Here is a 19,552-nt window from a genome sequence, read left to right as displayed (position 1 = left end):
TGTCGAGGAACTCCTGGTCGTACCAGCGGTTCTCCCAGATGATGCGAGCTATGGCGTTGGCCAGAATCCAGTCGGTGCCGAGGTTGGGCCGGATGTGCAGTACCCGGTCGGCGGCAATGTCCTGGCTTACCGCCACCGTCGCATTTTTTCGGGGGTCGATGATGACGATATGGCCCTCAGCCGCCGGTTCACCGGGATCGAACGCTTTCTTTTTATCCGCAACGGAACCTCCCTGCAGGTTCGGCATGATGTGCTCGGTGTAGAGAATGGTTGCCGATTCGTAGGCATTCGCTCCCCACAGCACTACGGTGTCGGCAAGCCGGGCGTCATCGACGTCGTAATTCAGCTCGTGCATGCCCCGTTCACGCGTGCCCCATGTTTCCGAGTTGTAAGCCGGGCGGTTGTGGATCGAAAGGTAGCTGGTTTTTACGCCGCTGAGGAAGAATTTTCCCGCCGCCCAGTTGTCCTCGAAACCCAGTCCCGAACTGCCGTGGTCGTAAAACTTCATGGCGATGCTGTCTGCGCCGTACTTGTCGATGGAGCTTTTCGTAAGGGTTGCGATGATTTCCACAGCGTCGTCCCACGAAATGGGCACGAAACCGTTCTCCCTGCGTATCAGGGGATCTTTCAGCCGTTTTTTCGTGTAGCCGTCCGGGTTGTAAGCCGTCAGCGCGTTGGTTCCGCCACGGATGGAGTAGTCGCCCTTGTTGATTCTCGACTCCTTTGCCGGTATGACGGCGAGATTGTACTGTTTGCCGTTCCTGCGGGTGATGACGTTGTGCATGGTCTCGGTGTAGGAGAAGCCCGACATGAGCTTGCCCTGTTTCGACAGATCGACCCCGAATGCGTTGGCGGTTGCCGAGCCGTTTTTGTCCTCCGGCCAGACATAGACGTTATAGCCGCAGCCTGCGCTGCAGTACTGGCAGACCGTGGTGTACTTTTCCGCATCGCCTGGCGGAATCGGAAGCTCATCCTTTCTCTTGAAAAGTGCCATGTCGAGTGCTCCTTAACTTACTTTTAGGTTGCCGATTCTGCCGTAAATGAGGCCCTGAACGCCTTCCGCGAAGATATCGCCGGAGGCCGGGTCCTCGCGCAGCACGATCTGCGGAATCCACTGCGAGGCGAGCCCCTGGAAGGTCTGCCCGTTGCGGTTCACGTCGAACATCGAGTAGTGGCACTTGCAGATCAGGCGGCCCTTGCTGTAGGTGACGGGGCACCCCATGTGCGTACAGAGGGAGGAGAACGCCACGATATCCTTCTGCGAACCGATGCCGTCGATTGCCTCGCTGCCGGTTTTCACCAGCACGCATGGCGACTGCTCGTCGGGAAAGTTGAAGGTGAGCGGCTGGTTCGGCTTGAGGGTTTTGCTGTTGCCGATTTTCAGCGACGGGTAGTCAGCTTTCGATCCGGGCCGGGTCTGCTTTTTACAGCCGGCCATAAAAAGCAGGGCGGTCGCCGTTGACGATTGCAGAAACTTTCTTCTGGAAAGAAGCGTCATTGTGCCTCCTTTGAAGGATAACAACTGTTAAATAGCCGGTTGCCCGGTATTGACCTGAATGAAGAAAAAACCTTGATCGGAAACGACGGAACTACGGTCGTGAACTTCTTGTGAACACGGTTCTGCGGGGCTGCAGAACGAAAAGGTTTGTGGAGAGAATCGCTATAACGATATATAGCTTGAAAGATATATATGCATTTTTCGTGAAATGTGCAAACCTATCACAGAGGCGCCTGGATGGCGTAAACCAGAAAAAGCCGGGGGTTCCGGCTTTTTCTGGTAATGCGAGGGAGGGTTCTTTTCAGACCTCCATGATCTCTTTCTCTTTCTGTGCAATCAGGTCGGAGAGCTGTTTTTCGAATTTGTGCAGGAGGTCGTCTGCCTCTTTCTTGCCGCGGTTTTTGTCGTCTTCGCTGATGGCCTTGTCTTTTTCCAGTTTCTCGATGTCGTGAATCATGTCGCGGCGCAGGTTGCGGAGCGACACCTTCGAATCCTCTCCGAATTTCTTGGTCAGCTTCACGAACTCCTTTCTTCTCTCTTCGGTAAGCGGGGGAATGGATACCCTGATGTTCTGGCCGTCGGCCGAAGGATTCAGGCCGAGGTTGGCGTCGCGGATAGCCCGCTCGGTGGCCGATACCATCGACTTGTCCCAGACCTGAACGGTAAGGGTATGCACATCCATGACGCCGATGTTTCCGACCTGCTTGAGCGGCATCAGCTGGCCGTAGGCTTCAACCTTTACCCTGTCGAGCAGGGCTGTCGTGGCTTTTCCTGTACGGATCGAAGCGATTTCATGCTGAAACGCCTCGATGGTTTTCTTCATTTTCGGCTCAATCTTCTGTGCGACCTCTTTTACGTTCATAGCGGTTTCTGATAGGTTGATACAGATTGCCCGGGAGCGCTTGTACGCTTATTGGGCCTTGGTCTGTGCTGCCGTCGATTTCGCGAACCGTTTGTTGAAGCGCTCGACGCGGCCGGCCGTATCAACGAGCATCTGCTTGCCGGTGTAGAACGGATGGCAGTTGTTGCAGATGTCAACCTTTATGGTATTACGGGTTGAGCGGGTTTCAAAAGCGTTGCCGCAGTTGGCGCAGTTGGCTGTAACTTTCGTATACTTTGGGTGAATATCCTTTTTCATGTGATTTCTGTGCTTTCTCGTGCAGAAAATTGATTTGGCCTGCTGTTAAAAAATAATAAGGCTGCTAATATACAAGAAATACTATCGAGATACAACAGCTTTCCTATGGCCGTCTTCTCACCATTAACCAGTCTGAAGGGGGTTGGACCGAAGCGGGCGGCAATCCTCGAAGCGGAAGGCATTGCAACGCCCGAGGACCTGTTCGACTATTTTCCCCGCCGCTATCTTGACCGCAGCACCATCAGAAACATCGGCGAACTTCGCGACGGCGAATCGGTGACGGTGGCCGGTACGGTTCTGCAGGCGCGTCTTGAAGGATCCGGGCCGGGACGGAGCCGGTTCAAGGCTGTACTCAGCGACGGGACCGGTTCCGTGGAACTCACCTGGTTCAGGGGAGTTCGGTATTTCGCTTCGGGTATTGCACCGGGCGATGCGCTTGCCGTACACGGGAAAGCGGGATCTTTCGGAGGCCGGCGGCAGATGCAGCATCCTGATTTCGAGCATCTCGGCGCATCGGCCGCCGAAGGTCTGCACCAGGGACATTCCGATTATGAGCTGTTTCATACAGGAAGGATCATACCCCTCTATTCCACCAGCGCGGCCATGAAACAGGGCGGCCTGAACTCGCGCCAGCTGCGCACCATCGTTGCCGGAGCTTTCGAGCGCTTCGCTCCGGGCAGTGAGGAGAATCTCCCGCCGGAGATCGTCGGCATGCATGCCCTTCTGCCGCTTGCCGAAGCCTATCGTGAAATGCATTTTCCTTCGTCTCATGAGCGGCTCGAGGCCGCACGGACGCGCATGAAATGGACCGAACTGTTCTACACCCAGCTGCTTTTCGCACTTCGTCACCAAGAGCTTGAAAAGAACCGGAGCGCCCCGGCTCTTACCCATTCGGGCGAGATTACCCGGCTGTTTTACGCCGGACTGCCCTTTACCCTGACCGAGGCCCAGAAGGCGGTAATCAGGGATATCTATCGGGATCTGAGAAGCTGTCGTCCCATGAACCGCCTGCTGCAGGGCGATGTGGGGTCGGGAAAAACGCTGGTGGCCATGTTTTCCATGGCGCTGGCCGCCGATAACGGCCTGCAGTCGGCCTTCATGGCGCCGACGGAAATACTTGCCGTTCAGCACTATCTTTCACTGAAGCGCTGGCTCTCTCCGCTCGGTATCGATGTCGCCCTGCTTGCCGGACGTCAGCCGAAGAAAGCAAGGGAGAACGTGCTGGCCGGTCTTGAAAGCGGTTCGGTGACGGTCGCGGTGGGTACGCATGCCATGATCGAGAAAGGAGTTTCGTTTTCACGCCTCGGGCTGGTGATCATCGACGAACAGCATCGGTTCGGCGTTCTGCAGCGGAAAGCCCTGCAGGAGAAGGCAGCGAGTCCGCATGTGCTGCTCATGACGGCCACTCCGATTCCCAGAACCCTTACCATGGCAGGGTTCGGCGATCTCGATGTCTCCGTTATCGATGCTATGCCGGAGGGCCGAGTGCCCGTAAAAACCGCACTTGTACCTGAAAATGCCAAAAACCGTGTCTACGAAGCGCTTCGGCGCGAAGTGGAGTCGGGACGGCAGGCCTATATTGTCTATCCGCTTGTAGAGGAGTCGGAAAAAATCGACTTGCGCTCGGCCGTTGAAAGTTTTCAGGAACTCTCGGCCACAGTACTCGAAGGTCTTCGTCTTGGCCTCATTCACGGCCAGATGACCCCCGAGCTTAAAGAGTCGGTTATGGACCGGTTCAGAATCGGCGATCTCGACGTGCTGGTCGGCACAACGGTGATCGAGGTAGGTGTCGATGTGCCCAACGCCACGGTGATGGTGATCGAGCACGCCGAACGGTTCGGTCTTGCGCAGCTTCATCAGCTCCGGGGTCGGGTCGGACGCGGCAGGCATGCATCGAGCTGTTTTCTGGTCCATGCGCAGCTTTCCGGTGAAGCTGCCGAACGGCTGCGGGCCATGGCCTCGACTCCCGACGGGTTCCGGATTTCGGAAATCGACGCGGAAATAAGGGGCGCCGGCAACGTACTCGGCAGGGAGCAGGCCGGCATGGTGAGCGGATTGAAGATCGCCGATCCGCTTCTTGACGCTCCGCTCATGCAGTCGGCCCGCAAGGCGGCTTTCGCGCTTGCCTCCGAAGACCCCGGACTGGAAAAACGGGAACACGCTATGATCAGAAGCTGTTATTTGCGTCATTATCATGACCGTTCCTCGCTTGCCGATATCGGGTGAGCGGCGGTTCAGGGAGGGTTAACACGGTATTCAGTCATGAGAGAAAAAAAAACAAATGAGTTATATTGCACAGGCCGCATAACCGGAACGTCCGGTGCGGCATATATGGTGACGACCCCGGACGCCAGGGTATTGCGCTGCAGGACCTTTCCGGGAACGCAGGGCGCCAACCCCGACTCCTCGCTGGCCGCCGTCGGCGATGAGGTGGAAGTTCAGCTTACCCTGAGTGGAACCGAAGCCCTTGAGGGCATCATCATGCAGGTACAGCCGAGAAAGAGCGCCCTCATCCGCAGAAGAGACCCCCGCCGCAACCGGAGCCGTGAAAAACAGCAGGTGATCGCGGCCAATATCGAACTGCTGGTGCCGGTCGTTTCGGCCTACGAACCGCCGCTTACGACCCGTCTTATCGACCGCTATCTGGTGTTTGCCGAATCCGAACAGCTTCCCGTGCTGCTGGTCGTCAACAAAATGGATCTCGACAGGGACGCTGGAGTACGCAGGATGATGGAGGTTTATCACGAACTCGGCTACCCTGTCTGCTACGTCAGCGTTTACGGCAATACCGGTATCGGGGAGCTTGTCGATGCCCTCGAAGGCAGGATTTCGGCTTTCAGCGGCCATTCGGGTGTCGGCAAATCAACCATTATCAACCTGCTGACCGGGGTCCGGCTGAAAACTTCCAGAACCAGCTGGAAGAGCGGCAAGGGCGTTCATACTACGAGCAATGCGACGATGCTTCCGCTCCCGGGAGGAGGCTACGTCATCGACACACCCGGTATCAGGGAGTTCAGTCTGGCCGATATTACGAAAGAGAATCTCAGGTTTTACTTCAGGGAGTTTCTTGATGTTATGCCGGAGTGCGCGTTTTCGTCGTGTTCCCACACCGTTGAGCCGGGCTGTGCGGTCAGGAGCGCAGTCGGGAAGGGCTCGATCGATGCCGGGAGGTATGAAAGCTACCTTGCACTTTTCGATGCCTTTGACGATGGAATCTGAGCACCGGGTTTTTTACCGTCTCACAAAACTACGTTACAGTAATTCATGATTGCAACCATCAATCCGGCAACCGAAGAGGTGCTTGCCGAATATCCCTCGATGTCGCAGAGTGACATTGAACGAATTCTCGACGCGGCATACCGCGATTTCGCCGACTGGCGCCGCTCTCCAATGCTCGACCGCTCGCGCTTCATGCTGCGTGCCGCCGCCCTGCTGCGCGAACGGAAGGCGGAGTATGGCGTCCTTGTTGCCCGGGAAATGGGAAAGCCGCTGGCACAGGCGATGGCGGAAATCGAGAAATCCGCATGGGTATGCGACTTTTACGCCGCGAATGCAGAAGGGTATCTGCAGCCCGAAGAGATCGATATGGACGGGGCAAAGGGTATGGTGGTGTTCGAGCCTCTTGGCCTGGTGCTGGGGGTCATGCCCTGGAATTTTCCCTTCTGGCAGGTATTCCGGTTTGCCGTACCCGCCCTTATGGCCGGCAACGGAGCCATCGTCAAGCACTCTCCGAATGTCACCGGTTGCGCAATCGCCATCGAGAGCGTTTTCCGTGACGCCGGGTTTCCCGAAAACATATACCGTACTCTGCACATCGAGCTGCAGGATGTGGACACGCTGACCGGAGCCGTTATCGCTCACCCGTGTGTACAGGCGGTTTCGGTAACGGGAAGCACCGCCGCTGGCCGTGCCGTGGCCACAAGGGCCGGCCGGGCGCTGAAGCGCAGCGTGATGGAGCTTGGAGGCAACGATCCCTACATCGTGCTTGACGACGCCGATCTTGAAAAGGCCGTTGCGGTCTGTGCCGCCGCCCGTCTGCTCAACAGCGGCCAGAGCTGCATTGCCGCAAAGCGCTTTATCGTGCACCGTTCGGTCAGGAGACGGTTCGAGGAGCTTCTTCTTGTGAGGATGCTCGGCGCCATAACCGGGGACCCCTTCGATCCCGCAACCGAAGTGGGACCCATTGCAAGAGCCGATCTCCGCATGGAGCTCCACCGTCAGGTCTCCCGGAGCGTCACGCAGGGAGCTACGCTGCTCTGTGGCGGCACTCTGCCGGAAGGGAAAGGATATTTTTATCCGCCCACCATTCTCAGCGACGTAACAAAAGGTATGGCGGCTTACGGGGAAGAGACTTTCGGACCGGTAGCGACGGTTATTGAAGCAGCAAACGACGATGAAGCCGTCGCCATAGCCAACGACAGCGAGTATGGTCTCGGTTCGGCGGTGTTCTCGGCGGACCATGGCCGCGCCCTTGCGGTAGCCTCAAGGCTCGAAACCGGAAACTGCTTTATCAACGCGATGGTTAAGTCCGATCCTCGCCTGCCCTTCGGGGGGGTCAAGCACTCCGGCTATGGTCGTGAGCTTTCCAGCTATGGAATCAGGGAATTTGCCAATATCAGGAGCCTGTATTTCGGTTGAATTACAGGCCTGACCATGCTTTTATCCTGCCGGCAGGAGGGATGTTTCCGGCAGGGTTTGCAGTATTAAAAAGTGGCAGCCAGGTCCGAAAGGTAGGTCTTGATCGACTGGTGCTTGCCGAGTCCCAGCTTTTTATGCATGCGGTAACGGATGCTTTCCATGCCTCTGGTCGAAATCCCTACGGAACGGGCAATCTCCCTGGTATCGTAATTGAGTTTTACCAGAAGGCTGATGCGAAGTTCCCGCTGGTTGAGATGCGGGTGCTTTTTCTGCAGCTTCGAAAGGAAAACCGAATCCGATTCGGTCAGTTCGATGTTGAGTCTTTTTTCGATGGTTTCCGTCTCGATAAGGCTCAGGCAGGAATCGGTCATCTGCCGTTTCTGGTCCTGATCGATATCAAGGGCGTAAATCTGGTCGAGAAGATTGCGCAGGGCGGTTGTTTTTTCGGCGATGGCCGTTGATACGCGCGTAAGTTCCATATCCTGGTTGGCTATGCGCGCTTTCAGTTCGCCCATCTCTTTCTCGCTCTCCCTTGCCTGCTTCCTGTTGAGTTCAATCTGAGCGTTAAGCTTTATAACCGCATCGGTTATTTTCTGCTCGTAATCCTGTTTCAGTTGTTCGAGTTCCATTTCTTTTTCTTTTTCTTTTTCCCGCAGATCTGTCTGCATTGCTTCAATTGCTTTAAAAAATGTGTAGTAGTTATCGTCGAAAGGCGGTACGGAAATATGTTCGTCGAACATATCGAACCAGGACATCCTTACCAGATAGGCAAGAAAGTTCCTTTTCATTATTTCAGCATGGCTTTCGGGAGGGGGTTCCGGAAGAGTGCCCTTTTCGAACTCCATAATCGCTTCCAGAGCCTGCTGGCGGTCTTCGGTAACAAGTACGCGAAGGCCCTCGGGAACGACGGCGGCAAAGGACTCCACAAGAATACTCACAGACGGCTGTACATGGTAAAAAACGATCAGCTTGAATTGCGGATTCCGGTTGTAGAGGAGTTTGGTTATGGACTTTTTGTAGGGATACGATACGTCGGCTACATGAGAGAAATCCCACAGGCAGAAAACCGGTTCATCGGTAAGGCCGCATTCGCGAAGCACGGTATCGAAAAGGTCGATATCCATGGCGTCGAGCGTAATATCGTAACGTGCTTCTACGGAGCTTTCAAGGATATTTCGTCCAAGAAGCCTGATGTGTTTCGTGAACCCCGCCTGTAAATGTTCGGTTTCCCAGTGTTTTTGCTCTGAATCCGGAAGAATTGCTGCGATCTCTTTACTCATAAAGTGTAACTTATTCACGGCTTAAGTGTGTTATGACGTGATAACAAAAGTAATATGGCGAATTTTTTTGAAGTATTCAATTTTTTGTCGCACTTATTTTTAAAAAATACACTGTCGTTTGTAATTTTTATTGGAGTCCGGTGAGGTATGCCTTGATCGAGAGGTGTTTGCCGAGGCCGAGTTTCGTGTGCAGGCGGTACCGGATGCTTTCCATTCCTCTCGTAGAGGTTTCGTACATCTGTGCAATCGCTTTTGTGGTGAGCTTTTTACGTACGAGCAGGCATAGGTGCAGTTCGTTTTCGGTGAGGTTCGCGTGCAGGCGTTTCAGCTTTTCGATAAAGATCGAGTCTTCATCACTCAGCTTCAGATCCGCAATATCTCCGATGCTTTTTTTGCCGGAGTGGCTCTGGCGAATGTTTTCAAGAAGGTCATCACGGCCAAGTGCCGATATCCGGCGGCAGATCTCTTCGGCGGAAAGGCTTTTTTTCTCTTCGACGATTTTCAGCCGCTGCAGTTCTTCGTCGCGCCGCTGTATTTCTTTCTTGAGCGCCGTTACCCGCCCTTCGTGCTCTTTTGCCGATCCGGTATGCAGGGAGATCTGCTGCTGCAGACGGCTGACCGTTTCGCAGCGCCGCCGCTCTGATTCCTCCTGCAGTTTTATTTTCTTTTTCCTGTAGATTGCGTCCTTCGCTATCATGTCCTTGCGGAACTCCTCGACGGCAAGAAAATAGGGGTAAAACTCGTGGTCGGGGGCAGGGGGATGCATCTGCTGGTTGAGAATATGGAGCAGGGATATCCGGGTCATGGAAGCGAGCAGCTCCTTTTTCAGTTCCGTTGATCCGGATGACGGGTTCTCCTCCACCGTGACCCAGCTTTTTCTCTTTTTCATGTCCAGGATCTTTTCGACAGCCTCCCGGTAGCTTCCGGTGCTGGTCATGCAGACGTTTTCCGGAGCGATCAGGCAGAAGCGGTCAAGATCGTTTCGTATTTCGTTGTTTACGTTGTACAGGACGATCACCCGGATGTTTCTCCCCCAGTTGAACACGAAATTCAGGAAATTCTTGCTGTACAGGTATTCGATGTCCGTTACCTTTTCGAAATTGACTATCAGGTAGAGCGGAATTCCGGAAAGATTGAGATCTTTGAGGATTGTCAGGAACCGGCGGGAGTCTATTCCTGCCAGCGAGATTTCCGGTTTTGCGGAGCGGTGTACAAAATGAATGATGTCGTCGCCAATCAGACAGAACACGGTGTCGTAACCGTTTTCGGCGTGAGGCGCTACCCATTCAGGCTTTTCCCTGATCGGCAGACGCGATACGGGACAGCGTTTCATAAAGGTTTTTATTTGAATTATCCGGATTAAATATATCCTTTATTTTTCATGTATGCAGCATCCGCCGTATTATCTGATGCATTAATGCGGGTATTGTGAGGTGTTCTGTCCGGCAGTAAAATCCGCCAGCCGTAAAAATAGTTATTTTTTTACGCAAAGGCAGTAGTATGCAGTGAATAATTTCAGAGGAGTTGAATAGCGTGATCGATTTGTCGCTGAACATACTTTTTGTGTGTTATGAAAATATCTGCCGCTCTCCCATGGCGGAAGGCGTGTTTCGCCGGCATGCCATCGCCGAAGGGCTCGGTCACCGTGTTATGGTGGATTCCGCAGGCACCTGTGGCTATCAGCGAGGCTCATTTCCCGATGAGCGGGCTGTAGCCGCGGCTTGGGGTTTCGGTATCGATATCGCGCAGATCAGAGCCCGCTGTGTCGACGATCTCGATCTCGACCGGTACGACTGGATATTCGCGATGGACCACGAAAATTACGAGGATATCGGCCGGATCACGGGATTTGCCGGGAAGCCCAGGCTGCGGCTCGCCATGTCGTTCGTGTCCGGTCGCGATCACGAGGAAATTGCGGATCCCTACTACGGAACGGAAAAGGATTTTATGCGGGTTATGGACGATCTGTTCCTGGCTTCCGCCCATATCCTCAGCTCTCTTGCGGAGCATCATCGTTTTCCGGAGGTTGGTGATGCCTGAACGGTGCCGTTTTACCTTTATTTTCAATCCCGAGGCTGACAAGGGCAGGGCTGCGCGCCTTGAACCCTGGCTTCGGGGCAGGGTCTGCAGTCTTGACGGCGCCTCCCTCATGACAACCGCCCACGCCGGTCATGCCAGCGAAATCGCTCTCGATGCGAGTGTCAGGAGCGACTGTCTCGTTGCCTGCGGAGGTGACGGAACGCTGCATGAAGTGGTCAATGCCGTTGCCGGCAGCGATATTGCCGTCGGGGTGCTTCCTCTCGGTTCGGCAAACGATTTCGTCAAGACGCTCGGGGGCAGCGGAGATGCCGGCGCCGCACTGCAGGATTGTCTTGCCGGTCAACGGCGTAAGGTCGATCTCGGCTATGTTTCCTTCAACGGCGGAGAACGGCGTTTTTTTGTGAACTCCCTCGGAATGGGGCTGACCGGAAGAATTGCCGAAGCAGTCAAGCGCACGACCTGGCTCAAGGGCGAACTCAGTTACGCGCATGCACTTTTCAGTGTCCTCGTAGGTTATGCGCCGCTAAAAATGCATATTAAAATCACTGCTCCCGATGCCGTTTTTGAAATGCATGAGCCTGTTTTCGCGTTTTCCGTCTCGAACGGTAAAATCGAGGGAGGCAGGTTCCGTATCGCTCCCGATGCGGATCCGGCAGACGGGCTGCTTGATGTCTGTATTCTGAAATCCATACCGAAACTTGCATTTTTGAGCTATGTTGTGAAGTATCTTCGCGGCAGCCAGATTCAGGACCCGAAGGTGGTTTACTGCAAGGCTAGTTCCATAGAGATAATCATGGCGGAGCCTGATGTCATGCACATGGACGGAGAGGTTTTCGAGAGCCTGCCAGGGAGGATCATCATATCTGTCGCTCCTGCCGCGCTTACGGTTGTCTCCCCTTAAGCGAATAATCCGATAGTCACCGATAAAACGATGCAGTATCTGGTTTTTGAAGATGAGAAGGTTTCGCGCCTGAAACCGCTGGTTAATTTCAAACCCGTTTATGGTCTCTATACCGGGTTTCGTTCCCTTGCCGAAAAACTTGAGGATGCAACGGCAGGCTCGGTGCGGCTGACATGGCACCTGAGAGAGTACCTCGCACCGTTCTATGGCGAACAGCACCCGGAAAGAATTCTCAACAGAATCGACGGGGATGAGCTTTTCCTCATCAACGGCAGGCTGGTCTCTGACGACGTTGCCGCCGAAATCATCATCCATGCCGCTCTCGATCCCGGTTGCGCGCTTATGCAGGGTGACAATCTCCTCTTCGCCCGCATGCCTCGTTCCCGGTTTCCCGGACTCTCAGGTGGTCGTCCGGCGGGCCTGATCGATACGGACGTGCTTGCGGAGTGCCTTTCGGTCCGGCAGGTCGAAGGATTCCGGGTTGTCGACAATCTCTGGGATGTCATAGCTTTTCATGCCGACGAAATGGAGCTGGACGGCAGATATATCGAGGCAGGCGTGCTTGCCGGCGACATTCACCCTTCCGCGGTCATCGTGAACCGTTCGAATATTTACGTCGCACCGGGAGCGGTAGTCAAAGCCGGAGCCGTGCTCGATGCGGAGGACGGTTTCATCAGCATCGGGAGTGGGGCGGTGGTCGAATCCCATGCTCTTCTTATGAACAATGTCTTTCTGGCTCCCTGGGCGAAGGTCAAGGCCTCAGCCAGGGTATACAGCAATGTGTTTGTCGGTACAGCCTCGAAAGTCGGCGGTGAGGTTGAAGATTCCCTTGTCGAACCGTTTGCGAACAAACAGCATGACGGCTTCCTGGGTCATTCATATATTTCGTCATGGTGCAACCTCGGTGCGGGCACCAATACCTCCGATCTGAAGAACAACTACGGCAGCGTCAAACTGCTTATGGAGGGCATGGAGATTTCCACCGGACTGCAGTTTCTCGGTCTTCTGATGGGTGATCACGCGAAATGCTCGATCAACTCGATGTTCAATACCGGCACTATCGTAGGCACATCGGCGAATGTTTTCGGCGGGGGATTTCCTCCCAGAGAGGTATATCCCTTTACCTGGGGGGGCGCTGCCGATGGATTCGGGCCCTATATGATCGACAAGGCGGTTGAAACCGCCCGGAAGGTCATGGAGCGAAGGCAGGTCGTCATGAGCGCCGCTTATGAAGAGATGTTCCGTTTTGTCGCCGGCAGGGAACAGGGCCGTAAATTTTTTCTTTAACCGTATAATGTTTGTTTCCGCATGATTCTCGTTATAGATAATTATGATTCGTTCACCTATAACCTTGTCCAGTACATCGGGGAATCCGGCGCATCGGTCGAAGTTTTCAGAAACGACGGGATAAGTGTCGAAGAGATCATCCGGCGCGCTCCCGATAAAATCGTCATTTCGCCCGGACCGGGAACTCCCGATGATGCAGGCGTATCGGTTCCGCTTATCAGGGAACTTCAGGGCAGCATTCCTCTTCTCGGCGTCTGTCTGGGGCATCAGTCAATTGGCGCGGCGCTGGGCGGCAGGGTCATCAGGGCCGGCCAGATCATGCACGGCAAGACCTCAATGGTCCATCACGATGGCACCGGCTTGTTCAGGGGAGTGCAGAACCCGTTCATCGCCACAAGGTACCACTCGCTCATCGTCGAACGGGAGTCGCTTCCTCCTGCGCTGAAGGTGAGAGCCTGGACGGAAGACGGCACCATCATGGGCATGGACTGTGTGGAAATGCGTCTCTACGGAGTGCAGTTCCACCCTGAATCGATCATGACGGGAGAGGGAAAGAAGATTATCAGAAACTTTCTGGAACTGCAGCCTTAAGGCGGAGCCGACCTCCGGATTTCCATGAACAAACCGCTTTCTTCAGACCAAAGGTGCGAAAAAACACCCGCCGATGCGCTGCCGGTTAAGCCGGTTTCAGGCCGGGATACCGATTTCATGGTCGACGGATGGCGGGTATTCAAAATCATGGCGGAATTCGTCAGCGGTTTCGAAACCATGTCCGAAACCGGCCCGGCCGTTACGGTTTTTGGTTCTACGCGGGAAGCGCCCGGCAGCATCGGATACGCTCTCGCCCGCAATGCCGGCGCGCTGCTGGCGCGCGAAGGGTTTGCGGTGATTACCGGAGGCGGTCCGGGGGCCATGGAGGCGGCCAACAGGGGGGCCCAGGAAGCGGGAGGTATTTCGATAGGGTTCAATATCAGCCTTCCCAACCAGCAGCGGCCCAACCGGTATATCGATAACGGACGTCTGGTCACCTTCCAGTATTTTTTTGTCCGTAAGGTCATGTTTCTGAAATACTCTCAGGCATTCATCGCTCTTCCCGGCGGCTTCGGTACGCTCGACGAGGTTTCCGAGGCGATCACCCTGATCCAGACCGGAAAAAGCGCCCGGTTTCCGGTTATCCTCATCGGCAGGGCCTACTGGGACGGATTTTATGGCTGGGTACGGGACACCATGTGCGGCAGCCATGGTTATATCGACACATCCGACCTGGATTTTATTTATCTTGAAGACGATCTGGACCGGGTGGTGCCGATAATCAGAAGCTTTTATCCCGAAGGGTACTCCCTGAATTTTTAAATCCCGTGAGCTGTTTCCTGTCGTACGAGTCGATCCAGTTCAGCAGCAGAGTGCGTTCCTCTGTACTCATTCTTGATTGCGGGTACAGGCCATAGTAGAGCGGTTGATGACCGCTGCCCTCAAGAACGGTTTTCCTGACAGCTCGCATCCGGTGCACGGCAATCGTCGTGTTGGCGTTGTCCCACTCTGAAAAATTCAGCGCACGGCGTCCCCCGGACACCATTGCCGAAGCCGCCCATGAGGCCGGAGCGATATATGCCGGAGCGCTCCATTTTGTACGAAAGGAGTGGCAGTCGAAACAGGACTTTTCCAGAATCGCCGTAATCTTGACCGGTGCTTTTACCGGCGATGTTTCCGGCGGATTGATCCGGTCGAGTGGAATGAACTGGACGATCATGAGGCCAACCACCAGCCTGCTTGCAGCTTTTTTGAAGGAATATGCAGACATCGATTAGAAGAATTTTCAGGAATTTCCTTTTTTATCTTAAACGTTTAACCGGAAACTATAGTGATATTTCCCTGTGAAAAGGCAGTTTGGTACTATCTTCCGCAGATTCGTGCAGATCTGGCCATCGAGCTGGTCAAAACCGGCTTGACGCAGTCCCAGGCGGCAAAAAGGCTCGGAGTGACTCCGGCTGCCGTGTCGCAGTATATTCATAAAAAGCGAGGTCTGCAATTGCCCAGAACCAAGCTTTATCGCCAGGAAATCAAGGCTGCGGTCAAGAAAATATGCGACGAGGCATCGGTCGAGGAGCTTCATTTCATCGTCTGCAAATGCTGCCAGCTTCTGAAAAAGGAGGGTGAAACCGCTACGGCAGCAGAAGGACGTCAGTGTTCATAAAGAAGAAGTTATGAGTAAAGTTTCCTGTGGATGGTTTGAAGATGTCCGGAGTTTCCGTTTGTCGTCGATCGTTACGATTCTGGTTGTGAGCACCGGATTCGCAATCCAGTATCTTGCCGGCGGGGTGGGCGTGCCGGTACTCTCCTGGCCGTTCAATGGCGTGTTTCTCGCCGTTTTCGCCGCCTTGCTTGTTTTGCTGGGTGTCGCATTCAGGAACAAACCCTTTGTTGTCTGGCTGGGCGGCATTCCGCTCGGTCTCTCGCTTATTTTCGGGATCGCCTTTCTTTCCCTCCTCGGGGGCGTCATTCCCCAGGGGGGGGTGACCGGCGCTTCGCTGCCCGCACGCCTGGGCCTCAACCGTATTTTTTCCGGGTGGCCTTTTCTGCTGACGGTGCTTCTGTTTCTCTCCAATCTCGGCCTTTCGGTTGTCTGGAAGACCATTCCGTTCAGACCTTCGAACCTCCAGTTCATGCTTTTTCACGGCGGCTTCTGGATCGCCCTTGCCGCCGGGCTTGCAGGAGCACCCGACCTGCAGCGTCTCATCATTCCGGTCTATGAGGGACGCCAGAACAGCAGGGCGTACATTCCGGAGGAGAACCGCATGGTCCAGCTTCCTTTTTCCGTCTATCTCGACGATTTTTCCATTGAAGAGTACAGCCCTCAGCTGGTGCTCTACGATCCGGGGTCCGACCGGGTAATACCCGGAAAATCCGGCAGCGTTGCCGAGGTCGGCAAAGGATACCGGGCGGTATGGCCCGGCTTCGAGGTGAAGGTGCTCGAATATCTGGGGCATGCGCTTCCGGACAGCAGCGGAAATCCCCGTCCGGCGGACCCGGAAAACGGGATCCCCTACGCCAGGGTCAGGATCAGTGCTGCCGGAAAAAGCGTCGATCGATGGCTGAACACCGGAAGTCCTTCTGTACGTCCCGGAGTGGTGCAGCTCGGCCGCTATTTTCTGGTCATGTTTCCCGGTACGCCGAAAGTCTTCCGTTCCGGGGTGGTGCTCAGCGGCAGTCGGGGCAGAAAACCTGCGATACTCGAGGTGAACAAGCCGGTGGAGTTCGACGGATGGAAACTGTACCAGATGGGGTATGACGAAAAGGCAGGGCGGTGGTCGCAGCTCAGTCTGATCGAGGCAGTCAGGGATCCCTGGCTTCCCGCTGTATACTGCGGTTTTTTCATGATCATGGCCGGCAACGCCATGTTTTTCTGGAAGGGAATGAAACGGGGAGGGAGCGTATGACACTTGCCGATTTTCCACTGATCGCCACGCTCGCTATGGTCTGCTGGGCTGCCGGTTCGATCCTTCGCTTTGCCTCGCGGCGCTTTCCGGCGCTGCGCATTCCATCCTATCTCGTCATGGTTGCCGGAACCGTCCTGCTCGGGTGGTTTATCGCCGCCTACTGGGTCGCCCTCGAACGTCCGCCGCTCAGAACGCTTGGCGAGACAAGGCTGTGGTATGCCGCGCTTATTCCCGTTGTGGGATTTCTTGTGGAATACCGCTGGAAGGTCGGCTGGCTTAAATACTACTGCATGTCGCTCGCCGCATTTTTTCTCGTCATCAACCTCTCTACCCCGGATGTGTTCGACAAGGCTCTCATGCCAGCCCTGCAGAGCGTCTGGTTCATTCCCCATGTGGTTGTCTACCTTATCGGCTACGTGCTGCTTGCGGCCTCCTCGGCCGCCGCATGGCACAACATTTTCACCGGGCTCCGCTCTCAGACCGACCATCAGGACTTTTCGCTGTCGCACTATCTTGCGCTGCTGGGTTTTGTCCTGCTCACCTTCGGCCTCGTGTTCGGTGCGCTCTGGGCGAAGGAGGCATGGGGGCACTACTGGACCTGGGACCCGAAGGAGACCTGGGCCTTCATATCATGGCTGGCCTATCTCGGCTATCTGCATCTTTCGGCCAACAAGACCGGCTCCGGCAGACTGCAGTGGTATCTGGCCCTCTCGTTTCTCGTGCTGCTGGTCTGCTGGTTCGGTGTGAACTACCTTCCTTCGGCGCAGAACAGCGTGCACAGCTACCAGCCGAATTAGCTGCCGCTGCCCGAATCCCGGCGAAGCCTAAAGCTCGACGATGAGATGGGCTTCGGTCGAATGTCCCGCAAGCAGGTTCTTCAGGGTGTCGATCAGCTCCATGCCGTACTTGTCAAGGTAATAGAAAATGTTGATCAGCCGTTCCTGGGGCATCCCTTCCGGGAAGAAAGCGGTTTCGGTTTTCAGTATCTGTTCGATCAGCTCCTCGTTTTTGCGCCGTCCCGCCTTGCGGGTTTTCTGCTCGATCGATTCAACGATCTTCACTGCCTGCTGGATCGAGGCGGCCAGCACCGGTTCAAGTGTCGGGTCGATTTTCGCCAGAGCCGGGCCGAGATCCTGAAGCGCTTTCTGCATATCGGTTCTGCTTCTGGCGAACAGCCCGTTGAGTTCGGAATTCTCGCCCACCCCTTCGGCATTTCGCTTCAGGGCCTGCAGATCGCTGAAGACAGCGTGGTAGATCTGTTTTCTTGAAAAGCCCGGTCGTCCGGAAACCCGCAGCAGCTTGTCCATGATCCGGCTGAATTTGGGTTCGACCAGCGTAAAACTGCCTCTCGGTATGATAAACGGCATGCTTATGCCGAAGTGCTCGTAGTTCCTGCGGAACTGAGCCAGATAACTGATCTCTCCCGGTCCGGCGATCGATGCGAATGCCGGCAGTACGCTGTCCTGTACGATCGGGCGCAGCACGACATTCGGGCTGAACCGCTCCGGATGGTCTTCGGTGAGCTCGAGCATCTGGTGGCGCGAAAGCCGCACGTTGTCGGGAGTGATGACGAAGATGTTCTCTTCAGGATACTCGATCTTCTGCCGCTGGCCAAGGTGGTTGATATGAAAGAGGTTTACCGATCTCGGTTTCGACTGCGCGCTGTAGCCGAGATGTTCCAGAGTCGAGCTTTGTGCGATAACGTTGTAGGACGATGCCGGACAGGTGGAGATCTCACGCTGGAACACCGGCAGCGAGAGCCTCTTGAAATCCGGGTCCTGGCTTGAGAGCAGCAGAAGCGGCTGGTTCCTGAAAAGCCGCATCATGATCTGGGCAAAGCTCATTTCAAGCGTGTTGCCCGGAAAACAGCTCTCCCGGAGAGTGTCGGCAATGGCCGGCTTTGAAGGAGAGTCCGGCAGACTGTCCAGAAAGCTCTCGACGATCTGTCGGATATCCTCGCCGAAGCACGATGCGGCCACCATCTGGTCCGGAAGCCGTTTGAAGGGTTCCGGTCTGAAATGCCCCACGTCCCCCTGCTGCCAGGTAGCCGCATGGGCGGATTCGTCGTAATCGTGATCCTCTCCTTCGATCCAGAAAACCGGTACAAAGTCGTACTCCGGAAAGAGTGATTTCTGCTGTTCGGCGAACACCACGGCGGTCAGGGCCTTGTAGACGGTGTAGGCCGGTCCGGTGAACAGGCCTGGCTGCTGACCCGTAACCACGGCCATACACCGCGGAGAGCGCAGTTTTTCGATCTCCTTCAGGTGCAGATCGGAACATCCATACCGGATATTCTGGCGGCGAAGGATCTCCACCAGGAGGCTCCTGTCAAAGCTTCTCGACTCAAGCGTATGGAGCTGGCGGTAATAATCGGCCTCTTTGAGATAGTCGAGGTGAAAGCACGAGGAGATCAGGCGGTTTCTCTCCTCGCCCTCGGTGGTATAGTCTTTGAAGAGCGGAGGAAAACCCTTTTTCGGGGTCAGGATGGTCCGGTAGTCAAGTAGAAATGTGTTCACCCGTTTATTTTTGCAGGTTCCATTGGTTCAGGCTGTCGAGAAAAGCCGTGTTGGTAAGGTCGCAGGAGAGCGGCGTCACCGATACATAGTTGCGCCGCACGGCATACTCGTCGTGGAGCAGGGAGGTATCGAGCAACTTCAGGGTTCCGTTTAGCCAGTAGTAGGGGTTGCCGTACATGTCGTTGCGTTCTATGGCATCCTCCTCCCAGCGGGAGCTGCCCTGCCGGGTGACCAGAATTCCCGCTATCCCTGATTCGGGGAGGTTGGGAATGTTGACCGAAAGAATGGTATCTGCGGGAAGCCCCTCCTGCAGCACTTTCCGGGCAAGTTTCCGGGCGAATTTTCCCGCATAGGTGAAATCGGCATTCTCGTAGGTGGTCAGCGAAAAAGCCAGAGAGGTGATGCCCTGTATCGCACCTTCTCGCGCGGCGGCAACGGTTCCCGAGTAAAGTGTATTGGTTGCCGTGTTGCTGCCATAGTTTATGCCTGAAACGATAAGATCGGGTTTCCCGTCGAGAATATGGCTGAGCGCCACCTTGATGCAGTCAACCGGGGTTCCCGATACCGTATAACCGAAAAAGCGGTTGTTTTTCGCGTACTTTTTTATCCGCAGCGGAACACCGAGAGTCATGGCGTGACTTTTGCCACTGTGGGGTTCGGCGGGGGCCACGACCGTGACCCTTCCGATTTTTTTCATCGAAGCCGCCAGCACATGAAGGCCTTCACCCTCGATGCCGTCGTCGTTGCAGACCAGGATATGCGGTTTTTTCAGCTCAGTCACAAAACTGCTCGGTTTGTTCACAAAACTCCCCTCAGG

At 55.2% G+C, this 19,552-nt stretch carries 20 protein-coding genes; 11 read left to right on the top strand and 9 right to left on the bottom strand.

Features of this window, described 5'->3' with window-relative positions; genetic code table 11:
* The 4 genes from WBP50_RS00775 to rpmE all read right to left on the bottom strand — a co-directional run.
* The coding region (locus WBP50_RS00775; protein ID WP_423931149.1) for an arsenate reductase (azurin) large subunit at window positions 1-994 on the bottom strand (994 nt) is incomplete at its 3' end.
* 12 nt (window positions 995-1,006) lie between these two features.
* Complete coding sequence (locus tag WBP50_RS00770) at window positions 1,007-1,498, bottom strand: arsenate reductase (azurin) small subunit (RefSeq protein ID WP_423931148.1); 492 nt, start codon at window positions 1,496-1,498, stop codon at window positions 1,007-1,009.
* Between the two features lie 301 nt (window positions 1,499-1,799).
* Complete coding sequence (gene frr / locus WBP50_RS00765) at window positions 1,800-2,360, bottom strand: ribosome recycling factor (RefSeq protein WP_423931147.1); 561 nt, start codon at window positions 2,358-2,360, stop codon at window positions 1,800-1,802.
* 48 nt (window positions 2,361-2,408) lie between these two features.
* Complete coding sequence (rpmE, locus tag WBP50_RS00760; protein ID WP_423931146.1) at window positions 2,409-2,636, bottom strand: 50S ribosomal protein L31; 228 nt, start codon at window positions 2,634-2,636, stop codon at window positions 2,409-2,411.
* Window positions 2,637-2,741: 105 nt separating this feature from the next.
* Here rpmE and recG point away from each other — a divergent pair, with 105 nt between their 5' ends.
* From recG to WBP50_RS00745, 3 genes are read left to right on the top strand one after another with little or no spacing between them, the layout of a single operon-like run.
* The gene (gene recG, locus WBP50_RS00755) at window positions 2,742-4,862 is read left to right on the top strand and encodes an ATP-dependent DNA helicase RecG (protein ID WP_423931145.1); all 2,121 of its coding nucleotides are present in this window, start codon (window positions 2,742-2,744) and stop codon (window positions 4,860-4,862) included.
* A gap of 36 nt (window positions 4,863-4,898) precedes the next feature.
* On the top strand, window positions 4,899-5,855 hold the full coding sequence (gene rsgA / locus WBP50_RS00750) for a ribosome small subunit-dependent GTPase A (RefSeq protein ID WP_423931144.1): 957 nt from the start codon (window positions 4,899-4,901) through the stop codon (window positions 5,853-5,855).
* A gap of 45 nt (window positions 5,856-5,900) precedes the next feature.
* Complete coding sequence (locus tag WBP50_RS00745) at window positions 5,901-7,274, top strand: NAD-dependent succinate-semialdehyde dehydrogenase (protein ID WP_423931143.1); 1,374 nt, start codon at window positions 5,901-5,903, stop codon at window positions 7,272-7,274.
* A 65-nt stretch (window positions 7,275-7,339) separates the two neighbouring features.
* Here the strand turns inward: WBP50_RS00745 and WBP50_RS00740 are convergent, their stop codons facing one another.
* Both WBP50_RS00740 and WBP50_RS00735 read right to left on the bottom strand, forming a co-directional pair.
* Window positions 7,340-8,554, bottom strand: coding sequence for a helix-turn-helix transcriptional regulator (locus WBP50_RS00740; RefSeq protein ID WP_423931142.1), 1,215 nt, complete (start codon window positions 8,552-8,554; stop codon window positions 7,340-7,342).
* 127 nt (window positions 8,555-8,681) lie between these two features.
* Window positions 8,682-9,887, bottom strand: a complete 1,206-nt coding sequence (locus tag WBP50_RS00735) for a hypothetical protein (protein ID WP_423931141.1) — start codon at window positions 9,885-9,887, stop codon at window positions 8,682-8,684.
* 230 nt (window positions 9,888-10,117) lie between these two features.
* On the opposite strand from WBP50_RS00735, the gene WBP50_RS00730 reads away from it, so the two are divergent.
* From WBP50_RS00730 to WBP50_RS00710, 5 genes are read left to right on the top strand one after another with little or no spacing between them, the layout of a single operon-like run.
* Window positions 10,118-10,594, top strand: a complete 477-nt coding sequence (locus WBP50_RS00730) for a low molecular weight protein-tyrosine-phosphatase (protein ID WP_423931140.1) — start codon at window positions 10,118-10,120, stop codon at window positions 10,592-10,594.
* Window positions 10,587-11,495: a diacylglycerol/lipid kinase family protein gene (locus WBP50_RS00725; protein ID WP_423931139.1), complete on the top strand. Its 909-nt coding sequence runs from the start codon at window positions 10,587-10,589 to the stop codon at window positions 11,493-11,495. Before WBP50_RS00730 ends, WBP50_RS00725 begins: the two co-directional genes overlap by 8 nt.
* A gap of 30 nt (window positions 11,496-11,525) precedes the next feature.
* Window positions 11,526-12,782, top strand: coding sequence for a GlmU family protein (locus WBP50_RS00720; RefSeq protein WP_423931138.1), 1,257 nt, complete (start codon window positions 11,526-11,528; stop codon window positions 12,780-12,782).
* 21 nt (window positions 12,783-12,803) lie between these two features.
* A complete protein-coding gene (locus WBP50_RS00715; protein ID WP_423931137.1) occupies window positions 12,804-13,373 on the top strand; it encodes an aminodeoxychorismate/anthranilate synthase component II in 570 nt (189 codons plus the stop codon).
* Between the two features lie 24 nt (window positions 13,374-13,397).
* Window positions 13,398-14,135 (top strand): TIGR00730 family Rossman fold protein, encoded by a 738-nt coding sequence (locus WBP50_RS00710; RefSeq protein ID WP_423931136.1) that lies wholly within the window; start codon window positions 13,398-13,400, stop codon window positions 14,133-14,135.
* Here WBP50_RS00710 and WBP50_RS00705 read toward each other — a convergent pair.
* Window positions 14,095-14,583: a heme-binding domain-containing protein gene (locus tag WBP50_RS00705; protein WP_423931135.1), complete on the bottom strand. Its 489-nt coding sequence runs from the start codon at window positions 14,581-14,583 to the stop codon at window positions 14,095-14,097. The two genes, WBP50_RS00710 and WBP50_RS00705, sit on opposite strands and share 41 nt — an antisense overlap.
* A gap of 60 nt (window positions 14,584-14,643) precedes the next feature.
* On the opposite strand from WBP50_RS00705, the gene WBP50_RS00700 reads away from it, so the two are divergent.
* From WBP50_RS00700 to ccsA, 3 genes are read left to right on the top strand one after another with little or no spacing between them, the layout of a single operon-like run.
* Entirely contained in the window at window positions 14,644-14,976 is a 333-nt protein-coding gene (locus tag WBP50_RS00700) for a transcriptional regulator (RefSeq protein WP_423931134.1), read from the top strand.
* Window positions 14,977-14,986: 10 nt separating this feature from the next.
* Window positions 14,987-16,219: a cytochrome c biogenesis protein ResB gene (locus WBP50_RS00695; protein WP_423931133.1), complete on the top strand. Its 1,233-nt coding sequence runs from the start codon at window positions 14,987-14,989 to the stop codon at window positions 16,217-16,219.
* The gene (gene ccsA, locus WBP50_RS00690) at window positions 16,216-17,016 is read left to right on the top strand and encodes a cytochrome c biogenesis protein CcsA (RefSeq protein WP_423931132.1); all 801 of its coding nucleotides are present in this window, start codon (window positions 16,216-16,218) and stop codon (window positions 17,014-17,016) included. The genes WBP50_RS00695 and ccsA overlap by 4 nt, the downstream gene beginning before the upstream one ends.
* 27 nt (window positions 17,017-17,043) lie before the next feature.
* Here the strand turns inward: ccsA and bshC are convergent, their stop codons facing one another.
* Together bshC and surE are read right to left on the bottom strand one after the other, a co-directional pair.
* Complete coding sequence (gene bshC, locus WBP50_RS00685; RefSeq protein WP_423931131.1) at window positions 17,044-18,735, bottom strand: bacillithiol biosynthesis cysteine-adding enzyme BshC; 1,692 nt, start codon at window positions 18,733-18,735, stop codon at window positions 17,044-17,046.
* A gap of 4 nt (window positions 18,736-18,739) precedes the next feature.
* Window positions 18,740-19,516: a 5'/3'-nucleotidase SurE gene (surE, locus tag WBP50_RS00680; protein ID WP_423931130.1), complete on the bottom strand. Its 777-nt coding sequence runs from the start codon at window positions 19,514-19,516 to the stop codon at window positions 18,740-18,742.
* Between the last annotated feature and the right edge of the window lie 36 nt (window positions 19,517-19,552).

Origin of the sequence: Chlorobium sp. (assembly GCF_049593655.1) — a bacterium.
Classification (GTDB): Bacteria; Bacteroidota; Chlorobiia; order Chlorobiales; family Chlorobiaceae; genus Chlorobium.
Note: the sequence above shows the minus strand (reverse complement) of the source record. Positions and strands in the feature narration are given on the sequence as shown.